At 66.5% G+C, this 15977-nt stretch carries 13 protein-coding genes; 12 read left to right on the plus strand and 1 reads right to left on the minus strand.

Features of this window, described 5'->3' with window-relative positions:
* The first annotated feature begins 196 nt into the window (after nt 1-196).
* Genes K0O64_RS23005 through rfbB form a run of 6 tightly spaced genes read left to right on the plus strand, consistent with a single transcriptional unit; the run spans nt 197 to nt 7000 of the window.
* Complete coding sequence (locus K0O64_RS23005) at nt 197-1897, plus strand: NAD(P)/FAD-dependent oxidoreductase (protein ID WP_071949499.1); 1701 nt, start codon at nt 197-199, stop codon at nt 1895-1897.
* A gap of 4 nt (nt 1898-1901) precedes the next feature.
* Nucleotides 1902-3386, plus strand: coding sequence for an ATP-binding protein (locus K0O64_RS23010; protein ID WP_071949498.1), 1485 nt, complete (start codon nt 1902-1904; stop codon nt 3384-3386).
* Between the two features lie 29 nt (nt 3387-3415).
* Nucleotides 3416-4249, plus strand: a complete 834-nt coding sequence (locus K0O64_RS23015) for an LLM class F420-dependent oxidoreductase (protein ID WP_071949497.1) — start codon at nt 3416-3418, stop codon at nt 4247-4249.
* Nucleotides 4250-4264: 15 nt separating this feature from the next.
* Entirely contained in the window at nt 4265-5104 is an 840-nt protein-coding gene (locus K0O64_RS23020; protein ID WP_071949496.1) for an LLM class F420-dependent oxidoreductase, read from the plus strand.
* 12 nt (nt 5105-5116) lie between these two features.
* Complete coding sequence (locus tag K0O64_RS23025) at nt 5117-5974, plus strand: LLM class F420-dependent oxidoreductase (RefSeq protein ID WP_071949495.1); 858 nt, start codon at nt 5117-5119, stop codon at nt 5972-5974.
* Nucleotides 5975-6004: 30 nt separating this feature from the next.
* Complete coding sequence (rfbB, locus tag K0O64_RS23030; RefSeq protein WP_071950360.1) at nt 6005-7000, plus strand: dTDP-glucose 4,6-dehydratase; 996 nt, start codon at nt 6005-6007, stop codon at nt 6998-7000.
* 10 nt (nt 7001-7010) lie between these two features.
* On the opposite strand, the gene K0O64_RS23035 is transcribed toward rfbB, so the two are convergent.
* Nucleotides 7011-7712, minus strand: coding sequence for a type III PLP-dependent enzyme domain-containing protein (locus K0O64_RS23035; RefSeq protein ID WP_071949494.1), 702 nt, complete (start codon nt 7710-7712; stop codon nt 7011-7013).
* 262 nt (nt 7713-7974) lie between these two features.
* On the opposite strand from K0O64_RS23035, the gene K0O64_RS23040 reads away from it, so the two are divergent.
* The 6 genes from K0O64_RS23040 (at nt 7975) to K0O64_RS23065 (ending at nt 15973) form a co-directional block, all read left to right on the plus strand.
* Nucleotides 7975-8064, plus strand: a complete 90-nt coding sequence (locus K0O64_RS23040; RefSeq protein WP_071949492.1) for a potassium-transporting ATPase subunit F — start codon at nt 7975-7977, stop codon at nt 8062-8064.
* Nucleotides 8064-9734 carry a potassium-transporting ATPase subunit KdpA gene (kdpA, locus tag K0O64_RS23045; RefSeq protein WP_071949491.1) on the plus strand — a complete coding sequence of 557 codons (1671 nt, stop codon included), beginning with the start codon at nt 8064-8066 and terminating at the stop codon, nt 9732-9734. Before K0O64_RS23040 ends, kdpA begins: the two co-directional genes overlap by 1 nt.
* Before the next feature lie 104 nt (nt 9735-9838).
* Nucleotides 9839-11878 (plus strand): potassium-transporting ATPase subunit KdpB, encoded by a 2040-nt coding sequence (gene kdpB, locus K0O64_RS23050; RefSeq protein WP_230986057.1) that lies wholly within the window; start codon nt 9839-9841, stop codon nt 11876-11878.
* Nucleotides 11879-11881: 3 nt separating this feature from the next.
* Complete coding sequence (locus K0O64_RS23055; RefSeq protein WP_071949490.1) at nt 11882-12751, plus strand: potassium-transporting ATPase subunit C; 870 nt, start codon at nt 11882-11884, stop codon at nt 12749-12751.
* A 7-nt stretch (nt 12752-12758) separates the two neighbouring features.
* Nucleotides 12759-15290 carry a DUF4118 domain-containing protein gene (locus K0O64_RS23060; protein ID WP_096312144.1) on the plus strand — a complete coding sequence of 844 codons (2532 nt, stop codon included), beginning with the start codon at nt 12759-12761 and terminating at the stop codon, nt 15288-15290.
* Nucleotides 15287-15973 carry a response regulator gene (locus K0O64_RS23065; RefSeq protein WP_071949489.1) on the plus strand — a complete coding sequence of 229 codons (687 nt, stop codon included), beginning with the start codon at nt 15287-15289 and terminating at the stop codon, nt 15971-15973. The genes K0O64_RS23060 and K0O64_RS23065 overlap by 4 nt, the downstream gene beginning before the upstream one ends.
* The last annotated feature ends 4 nt before the right edge of the window (nt 15974-15977 follow it).

Genomic DNA, 15977 nt, shown 5'->3' on the forward strand with positions numbered 1-15977 from the left:
TCAGACAGGGCACGCAAGAGTCGGCGCGGATTCCGCACCGTTGGTCAACGATACCCGCTTGCGCGCGCTACTCCAAAACGCGCTGCAGCGGTGCTGACCTCACTTTAATCTCCTGGCGAACAAGACACGACGAGCTCGCCAACGGCTGCAAGCTCACCCTAATAAGCACTGGACATCGTGCGCATACTTGACGGTGATGACTGGACCCGCCCCCCAGCCCCGCAAACCCGTAATCCTCACCGTGGACGACGACCCGGCCGTCTCGCGCGCCGTGGCCCGCGACTTTCGCCGCCATTACGGCGAGCGCTACCGGATCGTCCGCGCGGAATCCGGGCTCGACGCGCTGGAAACGATCAACGAACTCAAGCTCCGCGGCGAGACCGTGGCGGTGTTCGTCGCCGACTACCAGATGCCCCAGATGAGCGGCATCCAGTTCCTCGAAGAGGCGATGGACGTCTACCCGATGGCTCGCCGCGTTCTGCTGACCGCGTACGCCGACACCCACGCCGCGATCGACGCCATCAACGTCATCGACCTCGACCACTACCTGCTCAAGCCGTGGGATCCGCCGGAGGAGAAGCTCTACCCGGTGATCGACGCGCTGCTGGAGGCCTGGCACGCCACCGGCGACCGGGCCATCCCGCACACCAAGGTGATCGGTCACCGCTGGAGCGAACGCTCGTGGGAGGTGCGCCAGTTCCTGGCCCGCAACCTGCATTCGTTCCGCGCGTTCAACGCCGACGAGCCCAAGGGCAAGCAACTGCTCGACGCCGGCGGCCTCGACGACTTCCAGCTGCCGGTGGTCATCAGCGAGCAGGGCCAGATCCTGGTCGACCCGACCGACGCCGAGCTGGCCGCGATGCTGGGGCTGTCGACCACCCCGTCGCTGGAGATGTACGACCTGGCCGTCATCGGCGGCGGCCCCGCCGGGCTCGCGGCAGCGGTGTACGGCGCCTCCGAGGGACTCAAGACCGTGCTGATCGAGGAGCAGACCACCGGCGGCCAGGCCGGCCGCAGCTCCCGCATCGAGAACTACCTCGGCTTCCCCACCGGCGTCTCCGGCGCCGAGCTCACCACGTCGGCACGCCGGCAGGCCGAGCGTTTCGGCGCCGAGGTGATCACCACCCGCAAGGCGATCAAGCTGTCCGCCGGCGAGGCCGGCACCGCCCGCACGATCGAGTTCGAAGACGGCAGCACCATCGCCGCCCGCGCGGTCATCCTGGCGACCGGTGTCGCCTACCGCCAACTGCAAGTCACCGGTTGTTGGGACAACCCCGACGATCCGTCGTGCAACTACGTGGGGCGCGGCGTCTACTACGGCGCCTCGGTGTCGGATGCCTCCGAGTGCAAGGGCGAGGACGTCTACATCGTCGGCGGGGCCAACTCGGCCGGGCAGGCGGCGATGTTCATGTCCCGCGAGGCGCGCTCGGTCACCATGCTGGTGCGCGGCCCCTCGCTGGAAGCGTCGATGTCGCACTACCTGATCCAGCAGATCGAGAAGAACCCGACGATCTCGGTGCGCACCTGCACCGAAGTCGTGGACACCCTCGGCGAGGACGACCACCTGACCGGACTGATCCTGGAGAACCGGCAGACCGGTCAGCGCGAGACCGTCGACGCCAGCCGGATGTGCTGCTTCATCGGCGCCGAGCCCCGCACCGACTGGCTCAAAGAGGTCGTCGCCGTCGACGACCACGGATTCGTCCTGGCCGGACCCGACCTGCTCAACGTGGCCGGATGGACTCTGGACCGCCCGCCACACCACCTGGAAACAAGTGTGCCCGGTGTGTTTGTTGCAGGAGACGTGCGCTCCGAGTCCGCAAAACGGGTGGCGGCCGCCGTCGGCGAAGGTTCGATGGCGGTGATGTTGGTGCACCGGTACCTGGCGGAGGCATAGGGATATGGGTCAACACTGCATGCCCGACGAGCTCAAGACGCTGTTCCTGTTCGAGAAACTCTCCGACGAACAGCTGCAGACGCTGTGCGAGAACGGGCACATCGCGACATTCGAGACCGGCCCGGTCGTCGTCGAGGGTGAACCGGCCACCTGCTTCTACGTCCTGCTCGACGGTGAGCTGGTGATGTCCAAACGCTCCGGCGGGGTCGACGTCGAGACCACCCGCACGTCGCAGCGCGGCGTGTACTGCGGCGCGTGGTCGGCCTATATCCCCAACGAGGAGCAGGTCTATCAGGCCTCGGTGCGGGTGACGAAGCCGTCGCGGTTCTTCGTGCTCGACGCCGAGGCCTTCGCGCAGTTCATGAAGACCGAGTTCCCGATGGCCGTGCACCTGCTCGAGGGCCACATGGTCGGCGGCCGGCGGCAGAGCCAGATCATCGGCCAACGCCAGAAGCTGCTGGCGCTGGGCACGATCACCGCGGGTCTGACCCATCAGCTCAACAACCCGGCGGCGGCCACCGCGCGGGCCGTGGCCGATCTGCGCGAGGGCGTCGGCAAGATGCGCCACAAGCTGTCCATGCTGGCCGACGGCAAGTTCAGCCCCGAGGCGCTGCGCACGCTGGTCCGGATTCAGGACGAGGTCGCCGAACAGGTCGCGAAGTCCAAGGCGCAGGAGCTAACCGCGCTGGAGACCTCCGACCGCGAGGACCAGATCGGCGACTGGCTCGAGGAGCACGGCATCGCCAGCGCCTGGGACTACGCCCCCACGTTCGTCGAAGCCGGCCTCGACGTCGACTGGCTGGAACGCATCGAGGCATCCATCGACTCGGTGGACTGCTCGGCCACCATGCAGAGCGCAATCGGCTGGCTGAAATACACCATCGACACCGAACTGCGGATGAACGAGATCGCCGACGCCAGCGAGCGCATCTCGGGCCTGCTCGCCGGCGCCAAGAAGTACTCCCAGATGGACCGCGCCGAATACCAGGTCGCGAATGTCCACGAGCTGCTGCACAGCACGCTCAAGACACTGTTCGGCGACAAGGTCGGGCCGGACAAGCCGATCAAGCTGGTCAAAGAATGGGACAAATTGCTACCCGAAATCGCTTGCTACCCAGGCGGTTTGAACGAGGTATGGGACGTCATCATCAACAACGCCATCCAGGCGATGAAGGGTCACGGCACGCTGACGATCCGGACCGCCCGCCAGGGCGACGACCGGATCCGGGTGGAGATCTGCGACGACGGCCCGGGCATCCCGGAAGAGATCATCGACCGGATCTTCACCGCGTTCTTCACCACCAAGCCGTTCGGTGAGGGCGACGGGCTCGGCCTGGATCTCGCCCGCAGGATCATCGTCGAGAAGCACCAGGGCGATATCCGGGTCGAATCCCAGCCCGGCAACACCCGTTTCATCATCCTGTTGCCGTTGGTGGCGTCCGCACCGGTCGCGGTAACTCCGGGTGAACTTTCCGCCGCTGCGGAATAGCGGGCATTCGGGCGCGGGTTGTAGCCGCCATGAGCGCCAAGCCCGATCTCGGCCGGTTCGCATCGTTCGGCATGGGGGTCACCCCCGAGGATGCCGCCGCCATTGAAGCGTTGGGTTACGGCGCGGTGTGGGTGGCCGGTTCACCGCCCGCCGAGCTGGACTGGGTGGACCCGGTTCTCGAAGAGACCCGCACACTGAAGCTGGCCACCGGCATCGTCAACATCTGGACGGCGCGGCCGGAGGCGGTCGCGGCCTCATTCCATCGCATCGAAAACGCTTATCCCGGCCGGTTTCTCCTGGGAATCGGGGTCGGCCATCCCGAGGCCGACGCGCAGTTCACCAAGCCCATCACCGCACTCAACACCTACCTCGACGTGCTGGACGAACACGGTGTCCCGCCGCAGCGGCGCGCGCTGGCCGCGCTCGGCCCGCAGGTCTTGAAGCTGTCGGCCCGTCGCAGCGCCGGTGCCCACCCGGTGCTCGTCACGCCCGAACACACGGCCCGCGCACGCGAACTGATCGGCCCGGATGCATTCTTGGCGCCCGCGGTGCCCGTCGTCCCGACCACCGACGTCGAGCAGGCCCGGGCCGTCGGCCGCAAGACCCTCGAGCTTTATCTCGGGCTGAGCAATTACCTCAACAACTGGAAGCGGTTGGGCTTCACTGAGGATGACATCACCCGCCCCGGCAGCGACCGGCTCGTCGACTCCCTGATCGTCTACGGCACCCCCGAGACGATCGCGGCCCGGCTCACCGAGCACATCGAGGCCGGTGCCGACCATGTTCCGATTCAGCTGCTGACCTCACCCGCCAAGGTCATCCCCACCTTGGCCGACCTCGCCGGTCCACTCGGGCTGGGCTGACCGAAAGGACAATCGATGACAGACAAGCCGGATCTGGGCAAGTACGGGTCGTTCGGTCGCGGGGTCACCCCGCAGCAGGCCCAGGAGATCGAGGCGCTGGGTTACGGCGCGGTGTGGGTGGGCGGATCGCCGCCAGCCGAATTGGCTTGGGTGGAGCCGATTCTGGAGAACACCACCACGTTGAAGGTGGCCACCGGCATCGTCAACATCTGGACGGCCGAGCCTGGCCCGGTGGCCGAGTCGTTCCACCGCATCGACAAGGCCTACCCCGGCCGGTTCCTGCTGGGCATCGGCGTCGGACATCCCGAGGCGCATCAGGAATACCAGAAGCCGATCGACGCGCTGCGCGGTTACCTCGACAAGCTCGACGAGTACGGCGTCCCGAAGAACCGCCGCGTGGTGGCCGCGCTCGGCCCGCAGGTGCTCAAGCTGTCCGCCGCACGCGCCGCCGGCGCGCACCCGTACCTCACCACGCCTGAGCACACCGCTGAAGCCCGCGAACTGATCGGCCCCGAGGCCTTCCTCGCACCCGAGCACAAAGTGGTGCTGACCACCGATGCAGACCGGGCCCGCGAGGTGGGTCGCAAAGCTCTGAAGATCTACCTGAATCTGCAGAACTACCTCAACAGCTGGAAACGGTTGGGATTCACCGACGAAGACGTGGCCAAGCCTGGCAGCGACCGCCTGGTCGACGCGGTCGTGGCCTATGGCACGCCCGAGGCGATCGCAGCCCGGCTGCACCAGCACATCGAGGCCGGCGCCGACCATGTGCCCGTCCAGGTGCTGACGTCGTCTGACAAGCTGGTGGAAGCACTGGCCACGCTGGCCGGCCCGCTGGGACTCAACCAACCGTAACGAGGGGGACTCGTGACCAATCCGTCGCTGCTCAAACCAGATCTCGGCCGCTACGGGGTGTGGACCGGTGGTCCGGTCAAACCGGAGCAGGCCGTCGAGATCGAGAAGCTGGGCTACGGAGCGGTGTGGGTCGGTGGCTCCCCGGCCGCCGATCTGTCGTTCGTCGAACCCATCCTCTCCCAGACCGAGAATTTGACGGTCGCGACCGGCATCGTCAACATCTGGAGCGCGCCAGCCGACGAGGTCGCCGAGTCCTACCACCGCATCGAAAAGGCTTATCCCGGGCGGTTTTTGCTGGGCGTGGGCGTCGGCCATCCCGAACACACCCAGGAGTACACCAAGCCCTACGAGGCGCTGGTGAGCTACCTCGACCGGCTCGACGACAAGCATGTGCCGACCAGCCGTCGCGTGATCGCCGCGCTGGGGCCCAAGGTGTTGCAGCTCGCCGCACAGCGCAGCGCCGGCGCACACCCGTACCTGACCACCCCCGAGCACACCGGCCAGGCCCGTAATCTGGTCGGCCCGACGGTGTTCCTGGCACCCGAGCACAAGGTGGTGCTGAGCACCGACGCCGAGGAGGCCCGCACGCTCGGCCGCGACAGCGTGGGCTTCTATCTCGGGTTGAGCAACTACGTGAACAATTGGAAGCGGCTGGGATTCACTGACGCCGACGTCGAAAAGCCGGGCAGTGACAAGCTGATCGACGCGGTGGTCGCCCACGGCACGGCCGAGGCCATCGCCGCGCGACTGGCCGAACACCTCGACGACGGGGCCGACCACGTGACGATCCAGGTGCTCGGGGGCTGGGACAAACTGCTGCCGACCCTGACCGAGCTGGCCGGGCCGTTGGGGCTGACCGCGAAGAGCTGACAGCTGCGCCCGCCCGTTAGGGTGGGCGTCATGCGGCTGTTGGTGACAGGGGGCGCCGGATTCATCGGCGCCAACTTCGTCCACAGCACCGTTCAGGAGCGGCCCGAGGTCTCGGTGACTGTTCTGGACGCACTCACCTACGCCGGTAGCCGCGAGTCGCTGCGGTCGGTCGAAAATCAGATCCGGCTGGTCGAGGGCGACCTGATCGACGAGCGGTTGGTGGACACACTTGTCGGCGAATCTGACGCCGTCGTGCATTTCGCCGCCGAAACCCACGTGGACAACGCCCTCGCCGGTCCCGCGCCGTTCGTGCGCAGCAATGTCGTCGGCACCTTCTCGGTGTTGGAAGCCGTCCGTCGGCACGGCGTGCGCTTGCATCACGTCTCCACCGACGAGGTGTATGGCGAGCTGCCCCTGCACGGCGGCGAACGGTTCACCGCGGACACTCCGTTCAACCCGTCGAGCCCGTACTCTGCGACCAAGGCCTCGGCCGACCTGTTGGTGCGCGCGTGGGTGCGTTCCTATGGTTTACGCGCGACGATCTCCAACTGCTCCAACAACTATGGGCCGTATCAGCACATCGAGAAGTTCATCCCCCGCCAGATCACCAACATCCTGACCGGGCGCCGACCGAAGCTCTACGGTGCCGGCGCCAACGTGCGCGACTGGATCCACGTCGAAGACCACAACAGCGCGGTGTGGCGCATCTTGGAAGACGGGGTGGCCGGATCCACCTATCTCATCGGCGCCGACGGCGAGCTCGACAACCTGTCGGTGCTGCGCCTGATCCTGCAGTTGATGGGTTGCGATGCAGGCGATTTCGACCACGTTCCCGACCGGGCCGGCCACGACCTGCGCTACGCGATCGACGCGAGCGTGCTGCGCGCAGAACTCGGCTGGACGCCCAAACACATCGATTTGACCGAGGGGCTGACGAGCACCATCGCGTGGTATCGCGACAACGAGTGGTGGTGGGGTCCGCTGAAGGAGCAGGTCGAGGCGACCTACGCCGAACGCGGTCAATGACTTTCGGTGATCACGCCGTCATGACGATCGTGGGACGCGGAAACCGCAGGGTGGCGCACGCATCATCGACGGACTCGTCGACTTCTTCGGCGAGGTCACGCCGAACGACCGAACTCCCGGCGGTGGGGATGGCATCGCCGACGCCGAGGATGAGCCGGGTCAGCACGATCTTGTGACGACGGCGGATGTGATCCATCGCGGCGATCATGTTGCCGACCGCTGCCGGACGCCCGACAGCGCTCACCTCGCACAGCAGTCCGATCAAAGTCGTTGACCGGCAGCCAATCACGGCGTCGATCGTGTCGTTGGGGTAGCTTGTCGTGGCATCCGCCATGCGCAACAGGACCTGATGGGTGTGGTTGGTCTGCAACGATCCGACCTGTTCAGGACGGCTGAGAACCAGTCGGGCCACGCCGGCGGCGCTGGCACGGTGGATGCCGCCGGCACCCAGCAGGTCGGCATGGACGGTCATCAGCGCCGGATGAATGCCGGCCGAGATGGCCGAGTGCAATTCGGCAATCGTGCGCACATCCACCACCAGACTCTGCTCGCGCACCCAGCGCGCTACCCGGGCGTCGAGTAGAGCCGAGGCGGGAAATGACACCTCGGCCGGCGCACACGAGTCCCGGTAGCCGATCATGCGGCGGATGTCCGGGTGCTCGGCGGCCGGGCGCGCCCGAACCAATGACCGAAAGCTTGTCGACAGTGTCACCTGAAAACCTTCTTCCTTCCCCGCCTTCGACCGTGCGCGCCCAAACCTCGACGTGGCTCCGATATCGCTGTGGGCTCGCTGAATCCGACGGGCGACCGAACCGCGTAAAGACCTCCCCCGCCGGCGTAAAGAAACCGTCAATGCCGGCGGCCGAGGGTGTTTTCGCGACTTAGCGTCGCCACATGAGTGTCCTCCTATACGTCGTACTGACCGCGACGGTGTTCGCGGTGCTCGGCCTGGTGCAGAAACTGGTCGAGCGACTGTGAACTACGAGAACGTCATCGGCCTGATCCTGTCGGTGCTGCTGGCACTGTTCGTCGCGGCGGCCCTGCTCTTCCCGGAGAGGTTCTAGTGAGTACGACCTCAGCGGGGATCGCCTTCCTCGTCCTTTTGATCCTCGCGCTGGCAGCGGTTCACATTCCGCTCGGCGACTACATGTTTCGCGTGTACACCTCGTCGAAAGACTCCGCGGTCGAGCGCGGCATCTATCGGTTGATCGGCGCCGACCCCAAAGCTGAGCAGACCTGGGGCGCCTACGCCCGCAGCGTGCTGGCGTTCTCAGCGGTCGGCATCCTGTTCCTGTTCACCTTCCAACTCGTGCAGGGCAAGCTGCCGCTGCACCTGCACGACCCGGCCACTCCGATGACCCCGGCGCTGGCCTGGAACACCGCGGTCAGCTTTGTCACCAACACCAACTGGCAGGCCTACTCCGGCGAGTCCACCCAGGGCCACCTCGTGCAGATGGCAGGCCTGGCCGTGCAGAACTTCGTCTCGGCGGCGGTCGGCATGGCCGTTGCGGTCGCGTTGGTGCGCGGGTTCGCCCGCCGCAACACCGCTGAGCTCGGCAACTTCTGGGTGGACCTGGTGCGCGGAACCATCCGCATCCTGCTGCCGATCGCGGTGGTGGGCGCCGTCATCCTGCTCGCCGGCGGGGTGATCCAGAACTTCCATCTGCATGACCAGACCGTCGACACCCTGGCCGGTGGCCACCAGACGATCACCGGTGGCCCGGTGGCCAGCCAAGAGGCGATCAAGGAACTGGGCACCAACGGTGGCGGCTTCTACAACGCCAATTCGGCGCATCCGTTCGAGAACCCCACCGGATGGACGAACTGGGTCGAGATCTTTCTGCTTCTGGTGATCAGCTTCTCACTGCCGCGCACCTTCGGCCGCATGGTCGACAGCAAAAAACAGGGTTACGCGATCGCCGCGGTGATGGCGGTGCTGGCTCTGATCAGCGTCACACTGATGCTGCGCTTCCAGTTGCAGGCGCACGGCACCGTGCCGACGGCGGTCGGCTCGGCGATGGAGGGCGTCGAACAGCGTTTCGGCGTAGCCGATTCCGCGATCTTCGCCGATGCCACCACCTTGACGTCGACCGGCGCGGTGGATTCGTTCCACGACTCGTACACCAGCCTCGGCGGCATGATGACGATGTTCAACATGCAACTCGGCGAGGTCGCGCCGGGTGGTACCGGGTCGGGCCTGTACGGCATGCTGATCCTCGCGGTCATCACGGTGTTCGTCGCCGGCCTGATGGTCGGGCGCACGCCGGAGTACCTCGGCAAGAAGATCACACCGCGCGAAATCAAGCTGGCGGCAAGCTATTTCCTGGTCACCCCGCTGCTGGTGCTGACCGGGACTGCCGTCGCGATGGCGATGCCCGGTCAGCGGGCCGGCATGCTGAACAGCGGCCCGCATGGCCTGTCCGAGGTGCTCTACGCGTTCACCTCCGCTGCCAACAACAACGGCTCGGCGTTCGCGGGCATCAGCGTCAACACCGGTTGGTACAACACCGCACTGGGCCTGGCGATGGTGTTCGGCCGGTTCTTGCCGATCATCGTCGTCCTCGCCCTCGCCGGCGCGCTGGCCAGACAGGGGCACACCCCGGAGTCGATCGGCACGCTGCCCACCCACCGGCCGCAGTTCGTCGGGATGGTCGCCGGGGTGACGCTCATCCTCGTCGCCCTCACTTTCCTGCCCGTGCTTGCACTCGGTCCCCTCGCTGAAGGAATTCACTGATGAACGCCGAACGTCACTCTGGCGCAACGCTGGTCGCCGAACGTCACTCTGGTGTCACGCCGGGCGGCACCGGCAAGACCCGCACGAGCCTGCTCGATCCCGCCATGCTGACCAAGGCGCTGCCCGACGCGCTGCGCAAGCTCGACCCCCGCACCCTGTGGCGAAATCCAGTCATGCTCATCGTCGAGATCGGCGCGGTATGGGCCACTCTGCTGGCCGCGTTGAGCCCGAGCTGGTTCGGCTGGCTGATCGTGTTCTGGCTATGGCTGACCGTGGTGTTCGCCAACCTCGCCGAGGCGGTGGCCGAAGGCCGCGGTAAGGCGCAGGCCGAATCGCTGCGGAAGACCAAGGCCGACACCATGGCTCGCCGGCTCACCGATGGTCACGAAGAACTCGTGGCCGCGCCGCTACTACGCCAGGGCGACCTCGTCGTGGTCGAGGCCGGCCAGGTCATCCCCGGTGACGGTGACGTGCTGGAAGGGATTGCCTCGGTGGACGAATCCGCCATCACCGGCGAATCCGCCCCGGTGATCCGGGAATCCGGCGGCGATCGCTCCGCGGTGACCGGTGGCACCACCGTGCTCTCGGACCGCATCGTCGTGAAGATCACCCAGAAGCCGGGCGAGAGTTTCATCGACAGGATGATCGCCCTGGTCGAGGGCGCCAACCGGCAGAAGACACCCAACGAGATCGCGCTCAACATCCTGCTGGCCGCGCTCACGCTCATCTTCATCTTCGCCGTCGCGACCCTGCAGCCGCTGGCCATCTTCTCCAAGGCCAACAATCCCGGTGTGCTGGACTCGCTTTCGCTCACCGCGGACGGTGTGTCCGGCATCGTGATGGTGTCCCTGCTGGTCTGCCTGATCCCCACCACCATCGGTGCATTGCTGTCCGCCATCGGCATCGCCGGGATGGACCGGCTGGTGCAGCGCAATGTGCTGGCCATGTCGGGACGCGCCGTCGAGGCTGCCGGTGACGTCAACACCCTGCTGCTCGACAAGACCGGAACGATCACGCTCGGCAACCGGCAGGCGTCGGATTTCGTGCCGCTGCCCGGTGTGACACCCGAGCAGCTCGCCGATGCCGCCCAACTCTCGAGTCTGGCCGACGAAACCCCCGAGGGCCGTTCGATTGTGGTGTTCGCGAAGGAGAAATTCGGCCTGCGGGCCCGCACGCCGGGTGAGCTCGTCCACGCGCAGTGGGTGGAATTCTCGGCCGCCACCCGGATGTCCGGTATCGACCTGGAGAACGGACACCTGCTACGCAAAGGAGCGGCGAGTACGGTCGCCGACTGGGTGCGCACGCAGGGCGGCAGCGTGCCCGCGGAGCTCGGCGCGCTCGTCGACGAGGTCTCCACGGGCGGCGGCACACCTCTGGTGGTCGGACAGGTGGTCGACGGCCGAGCCCAGGTTCTGGGCGTCATTCATCTCAAGGACGTCGTCAAACACGGCATGCGGGAACGCTTCGACGAGATGCGCCGCATGGGCATCCGCACGGTGATGATCACCGGCGACAACCCGTTGACAGCCAAGGCAATCGCCGACGAGGCCGGTGTCGACGACTTCCTCGCCGAGGCCACCCCCGAAGACAAGCTCGCCCTGATCAAACGCGAGCAGGAGGGCGGCAAGCTGGTCGCAATGACCGGCGACGGCACCAACGACGCACCCGCGCTGGCCCAAGCCGACGTCGGCGTCGCGATGAACACCGGGACCTCGGCCGCCAAAGAGGCCGGCAACATGGTCGATCTGGACTCCGACCCGACCAAGCTCATCGAGATCGTCGAGATCGGCAAGCAGCTGCTGATCACCCGCGGCGCACTCACCACGTTCTCGATCGCCAACGATATCGCCAAGTACTTCGCGATCATCCCGGCGATGTTCGTGGCGCTGTTCCCCGGCCTGGATCTGCTGAACATCATGCGGTTGCACAGCCCCCAGTCAGCGATCCTGTCCGCGGTCATCTTCAACGCCCTGGTGATCATCGCGTTGATCCCGTTGTCGCTCAGAGGTGTTCGATACACCCCCAGCAGCGCATCGAAGCTCCTGAGCCGCAACCTGTGTATCTACGGCCTCGGTGGCATCATCGCCCCGTTCATCGGAATCAAGCTGATCGACCTCGCCATCCAATTCCTGCCAGGGATGTGAAACATGACCTTCTCCAGTCTCGTTCGTCAGCACTGGGCCGCGCTGCGGGCGCTGCTCGTACTCACGGTGATCGTCGGAATCGGCTATCCGCTGTTCATCTGGCTGGTCGGCCAGATCCCCGGACTGCACGACAAAGCCGACGGCTCGATCATCGAAGTGAACGGAAAACCCCTGGGCTCCAGCCTGATCGGGCAGTCGTTCACCGACGCTCAGGGCAACCCACTACCGCGCTATTTCCAGAGCCGCCCCTCGGCCGCGGGTGACGGGTACGACCCCCTGTCGACCAGCGCGTCGAACCTGGGGCCGGAAGACATCGTCGACCTACCTGACAAGCCCAGCCTGCTGACGCAGGTGTGCACCCGCAGCAAGGCCGTCGGCGATCTCGACGGAGTCAACGGCACCCGGCCGTTCTGCACCGGCAATGGCGTGGGTGCGGTGCTGTCGGTCATCGGACCGCGGGACGCGACGGGCACCGTCGTGCACCCGACGACGGTGGTCAGCGTCAACGAACCGTGCGACACCACCGCACGGCCGTTCCTCGACACGTACCGGGGTGTCCGGGTGCAGTGCGCCACACCGGGCGCCGACTATTCGATCGGCCAGATCATGCCCGTCAAGGGTGCCGGCTCGGATTCGGTGGTGCCTGCCGATGCGGTGACCGCCAGCGGCAGCGGCCTGGACCCCGACATCTCCCCCGCCTACGCCGACCTGCAGATCGCCCGGGTCGCCAAGGCACGTGGCGTCGGCAGCGATCAGATCCGCGCGCTGGTGGCCGCACACACCGACGGCCGCACGCTTGGCGTCTTCGGCGAACCGCACGTCAACGTGCTCGAACTCAACATTGCGCTCGATCAGAAGTATCCAGGCGGATGATGTTGAGGTGAGCACGCCCGCGTACGCGACCAAACGCGGTGAGCTGCGTATCTATCTGGGCGCGGCACCCGGCGTCGGTAAGACGTTCGCCATGCTCGGCGAAGCCCATCGCAGGCTGGAACGCGGAACCGATCTGGTGGCCGCCGTCGTCGAAACCCACGGACGCGCGAAGACCGCCGAACTGCTGAAGGGGATCGAGACCATCCCGCCCCGCTACGTCGACTACCGCGGTGGCCGCTTCCCGGAACTGGATGTGCCTGCGGTCCTGGCGCGCAAGCCGCACGTTGTCCTGGTCGACGAGCTCGCGCACACCAACACCCCGGGCAGCAAGAATGCCAAGCGCTGGCAGGACGTCGAAGAACTGCTCGATGCGGACATCACGGTGATCTCGACCGTCAACGTCCAGCACCTGGAGAGCCTCAACGATGTCGTCGCGCAGATCACCGGCATCGAACAGCAGGAGACCGTTCCCGACGAGGTCGTTCGCAGCGCGGCCCAGATCGAGTTGGTCGATATCACCCCGGAAGCATTGCGGCGCAGACTTTCTCACGGCAATGTCTACGCACCCGAGAAGGTCGACGCCGCGCTGTCGAACTACTTCCGCCGGGGCAACCTGACCGCGCTGCGCGAGCTGGCGCTGCTGTGGCTGGCCGACCAGGTCGACGCGGCGCTGGCCAAATACCGCGCCGACAACAAGATCACCGCGACGTGGGAGGCCCGCGAACGCGTCGTCGTGGCCGTCACCGGCGGTACGGAGTCGGAGACGTTGGTGCGGCGGGCATCCCGAATCGCCTCGAAATCCAGTGCCGAGTTGATGGTCGTCCACGTGGTGCGCGGTGACGGACTGTCCGGGGTGTCGGCGCCGCAGATGGGCCGGGTGCGTGAGGTGGCCGGCAGCGTGGGCGCCACCGTGCACACCGTCGTCGGTGACGATGTGGGAAAAGCGTTGCTGGACTTCGCCCGTGAGATGAACGCAACGCAGTTGGTGATCGGCACCTCACGCCGGTCGAGGTGGGCTCGCATCTTCGATGAAGGTATCGGCGCGGCGATCGTCCAGGACTCCGGCAAGATCGACGTGCACATGGTCACCCACGAGGAGGCCAGGCGCGGCTTCTCGCTGCGGGCGGCCTCGCCGCGGGAGCGCCGCGTGATCTCGTGGCTGGCCGCGGTCATCGTGCCGACGGTCATCTGCGCGCTGACCGCGATTCTGCTCGACAGGTACCTGACCATCGGCGGCGAGAGTGCGCTGTTCGTGGTCGGCGTGCTGATCGTCGCGCTGCTCGGTGGAGTGATCCCGGCGGTGCTCTCGGCCATGTTGTCGGGCCTGCTGCTCAACTACTTTCTTACCGAGCCGCGCTATTCGTTCACCATCGCCGAACCCGACGCGGCGATCACCGAACTCGTGCTGCTGATGCTCGCCGTCGCGGTGGCCGTACTGGTCGACCGGGCGGCCAGCAGGCAACGCGAGGCCAGACACGCCTCGCAGGAAGCCGAGCTGCTGACCCTGTTCGCCGGGTCGGTACTGCGCGGCGCCGATCTAAATACCCTGCTCGAACGGGTACGCGAGACATATTCGCAGCGCGCAGTCAGCGTGCTGCGGGTGCGCGACGAGGATGAGCAGATCGTCGCGTGCGTGGGCAAAGACCCTTGTGTCACAGTGGATTCCGCGGACACCGCGATCGAGGTCGGTGACGACGAGTTCTGGATGCTGCTTGCGGGCCGCAGCCTGCCCGCCCGCGACCGCCGGGTGCTGACCGCCGTCGCCAAACAGGCCGCCGGGCTGGTGCGTCAGCGGGAGTTGGCGGCGGAGGCCAGCAAGGCCGAGGCCATCGAGAAGGCCGACGAACTGCGCCGCTCACTGTTGTCGGCGGTCAGCCATGACCTGCGCACCCCACTGGCGGGTGCGAAGGCGGCGGTGTCGAGCCTGCGTTCCGACGACATCGGGTTCTCCGAGGAAGACACCGCCGAACTCCTTGCCACAGTTGAGGAATCGGTCGATCAGCTGAGCGCGCTGGTGGACAATCTGCTGGACTCGTCGCGGCTGGCTGCCGGTGTCGTGCGGCCCGAGCTCAAGCGGGTCTATCTCGAGGAGGTGGTTCAGCGCGCGGTGCTCAGCATCAGCCGCGGGTCAACGGGATTCGCGGCCTTGCGGCCCGACCACGTCAAGGTCGACGTCGGCGACGCGGTGGCGTTGGCCGACGCCGGTCTCCTGGAACGGGTGCTGGCCAACCTGATCGACAATGCGCTGCGCTACGCACCGGATTCGATCGTGCGGGTCAACGCGGGCCGGGTGGGGACGCGGATGCTGATCAACGTCGTCGACGAAGGGCCCGGCGTGCCGCGCGGCACCGAGGAGCAGTTGTTCGAGCCGTTCCAGCGGCTGGGCGACCGCAACAACAAATACGGTGTCGGACTTGGCCTTTCGGTAGCGCGGGGATTCGTCGAGGCGATGGGCGGTACAATCTCGGCCACCGACACCCCCGGCGGCGGGCTGACCGTGATCGTCGACCTCGCCGCACCGCCGGGAGACCGGCCGTGAACAAGGTCAAGGTGCTGGTGATCGACGACGAGCCGCAGATACTGCGGGCGTTGCGGATCAATCTGAGCGTACGCGGCTACGAGGTGATCACCGCCGCGACCGGTGCCGCCGCGCTTAAGGCCGCCGCCGAGCACCCGCCCGACGTGATCGTGCTCGACCTCGGACTGCCTGACATGGACGGCATCGAGGTACTCGGCGGACTGCGCGGCTGGCTCAGCGCGCCGGTGATCGTACTGTCGGCGCGCACCGATTCCGCGGAGAAGGTCGACGCGCTCGACGCCGGCGCCGACGACTACGTGACGAAACCGTTCGGCATGGACGAGTTCCTGGCCCGGTTGCGGGCAGCGGTGCGCCGCGGCGCGGCCGCCTCGGAGACCGACGAACCGGTGATCGAAACCGATTCGTTCACAGTCGATTTGGCTGCCAAGAAGGTCACCAAGAACGGCGCCGAGGTGCATCTGACCCCCACCGAGTGGGGCATGCTCGAGATGCTGGTGCGCAACCGCGGCAAGCTAGTGGGGCGCGAGGAACTGCTCAAAGAGGTGTGGGGTCCGGCGTACGCCAAGGAAACCCACTATCTGCGGGTGTACCTGGCGCAGCTGCGCCGCAAGCTCGAGGACGACCCGTCGCACCCACGGCACCTGCTGACCGAAGCGGGCATGGGCTACCGCTTCGAGCTGTGAGGCG

It is taken from the genome of Mycolicibacterium pallens (assembly GCF_019456675.1).
GTDB classification, from domain to species: Bacteria; Actinomycetota; Actinomycetes; order Mycobacteriales; family Mycobacteriaceae; genus Mycobacterium; species Mycobacterium crocinum.

Bases quoted from the DNA above. Each gene is read 5' to 3' on its own strand.
- K0O64_RS23005 (WP_071949499.1), top strand. From the start codon at position 197: ATGACTGGACCCGCCCCCCAGCCCCGCAAACCCGTAATCCTCACCGTG.
- K0O64_RS23010 (WP_071949498.1), top strand. From the start codon at position 1,902: ATGGGTCAACACTGCATGCCCGACGAGCTCAAGACGCTGTTCCTGTTC.
- K0O64_RS23015 (WP_071949497.1), top strand. From the start codon at position 3,416: ATGAGCGCCAAGCCCGATCTCGGCCGGTTCGCATCGTTCGGCATGGGG.
- K0O64_RS23020 (WP_071949496.1), top strand. From the start codon at position 4,265: ATGACAGACAAGCCGGATCTGGGCAAGTACGGGTCGTTCGGTCGCGGG.
- rfbB (WP_071950360.1), top strand. From the start codon at position 6,005: ATGCGGCTGTTGGTGACAGGGGGCGCCGGATTCATCGGCGCCAACTTC.
- kdpB (WP_230986057.1), top strand. From the start codon at position 9,839: ATGCTGACCAAGGCGCTGCCCGACGCGCTGCGCAAGCTCGACCCCCGC.
- K0O64_RS23055 (WP_071949490.1), top strand. From the start codon at position 11,882: ATGACCTTCTCCAGTCTCGTTCGTCAGCACTGGGCCGCGCTGCGGGCG.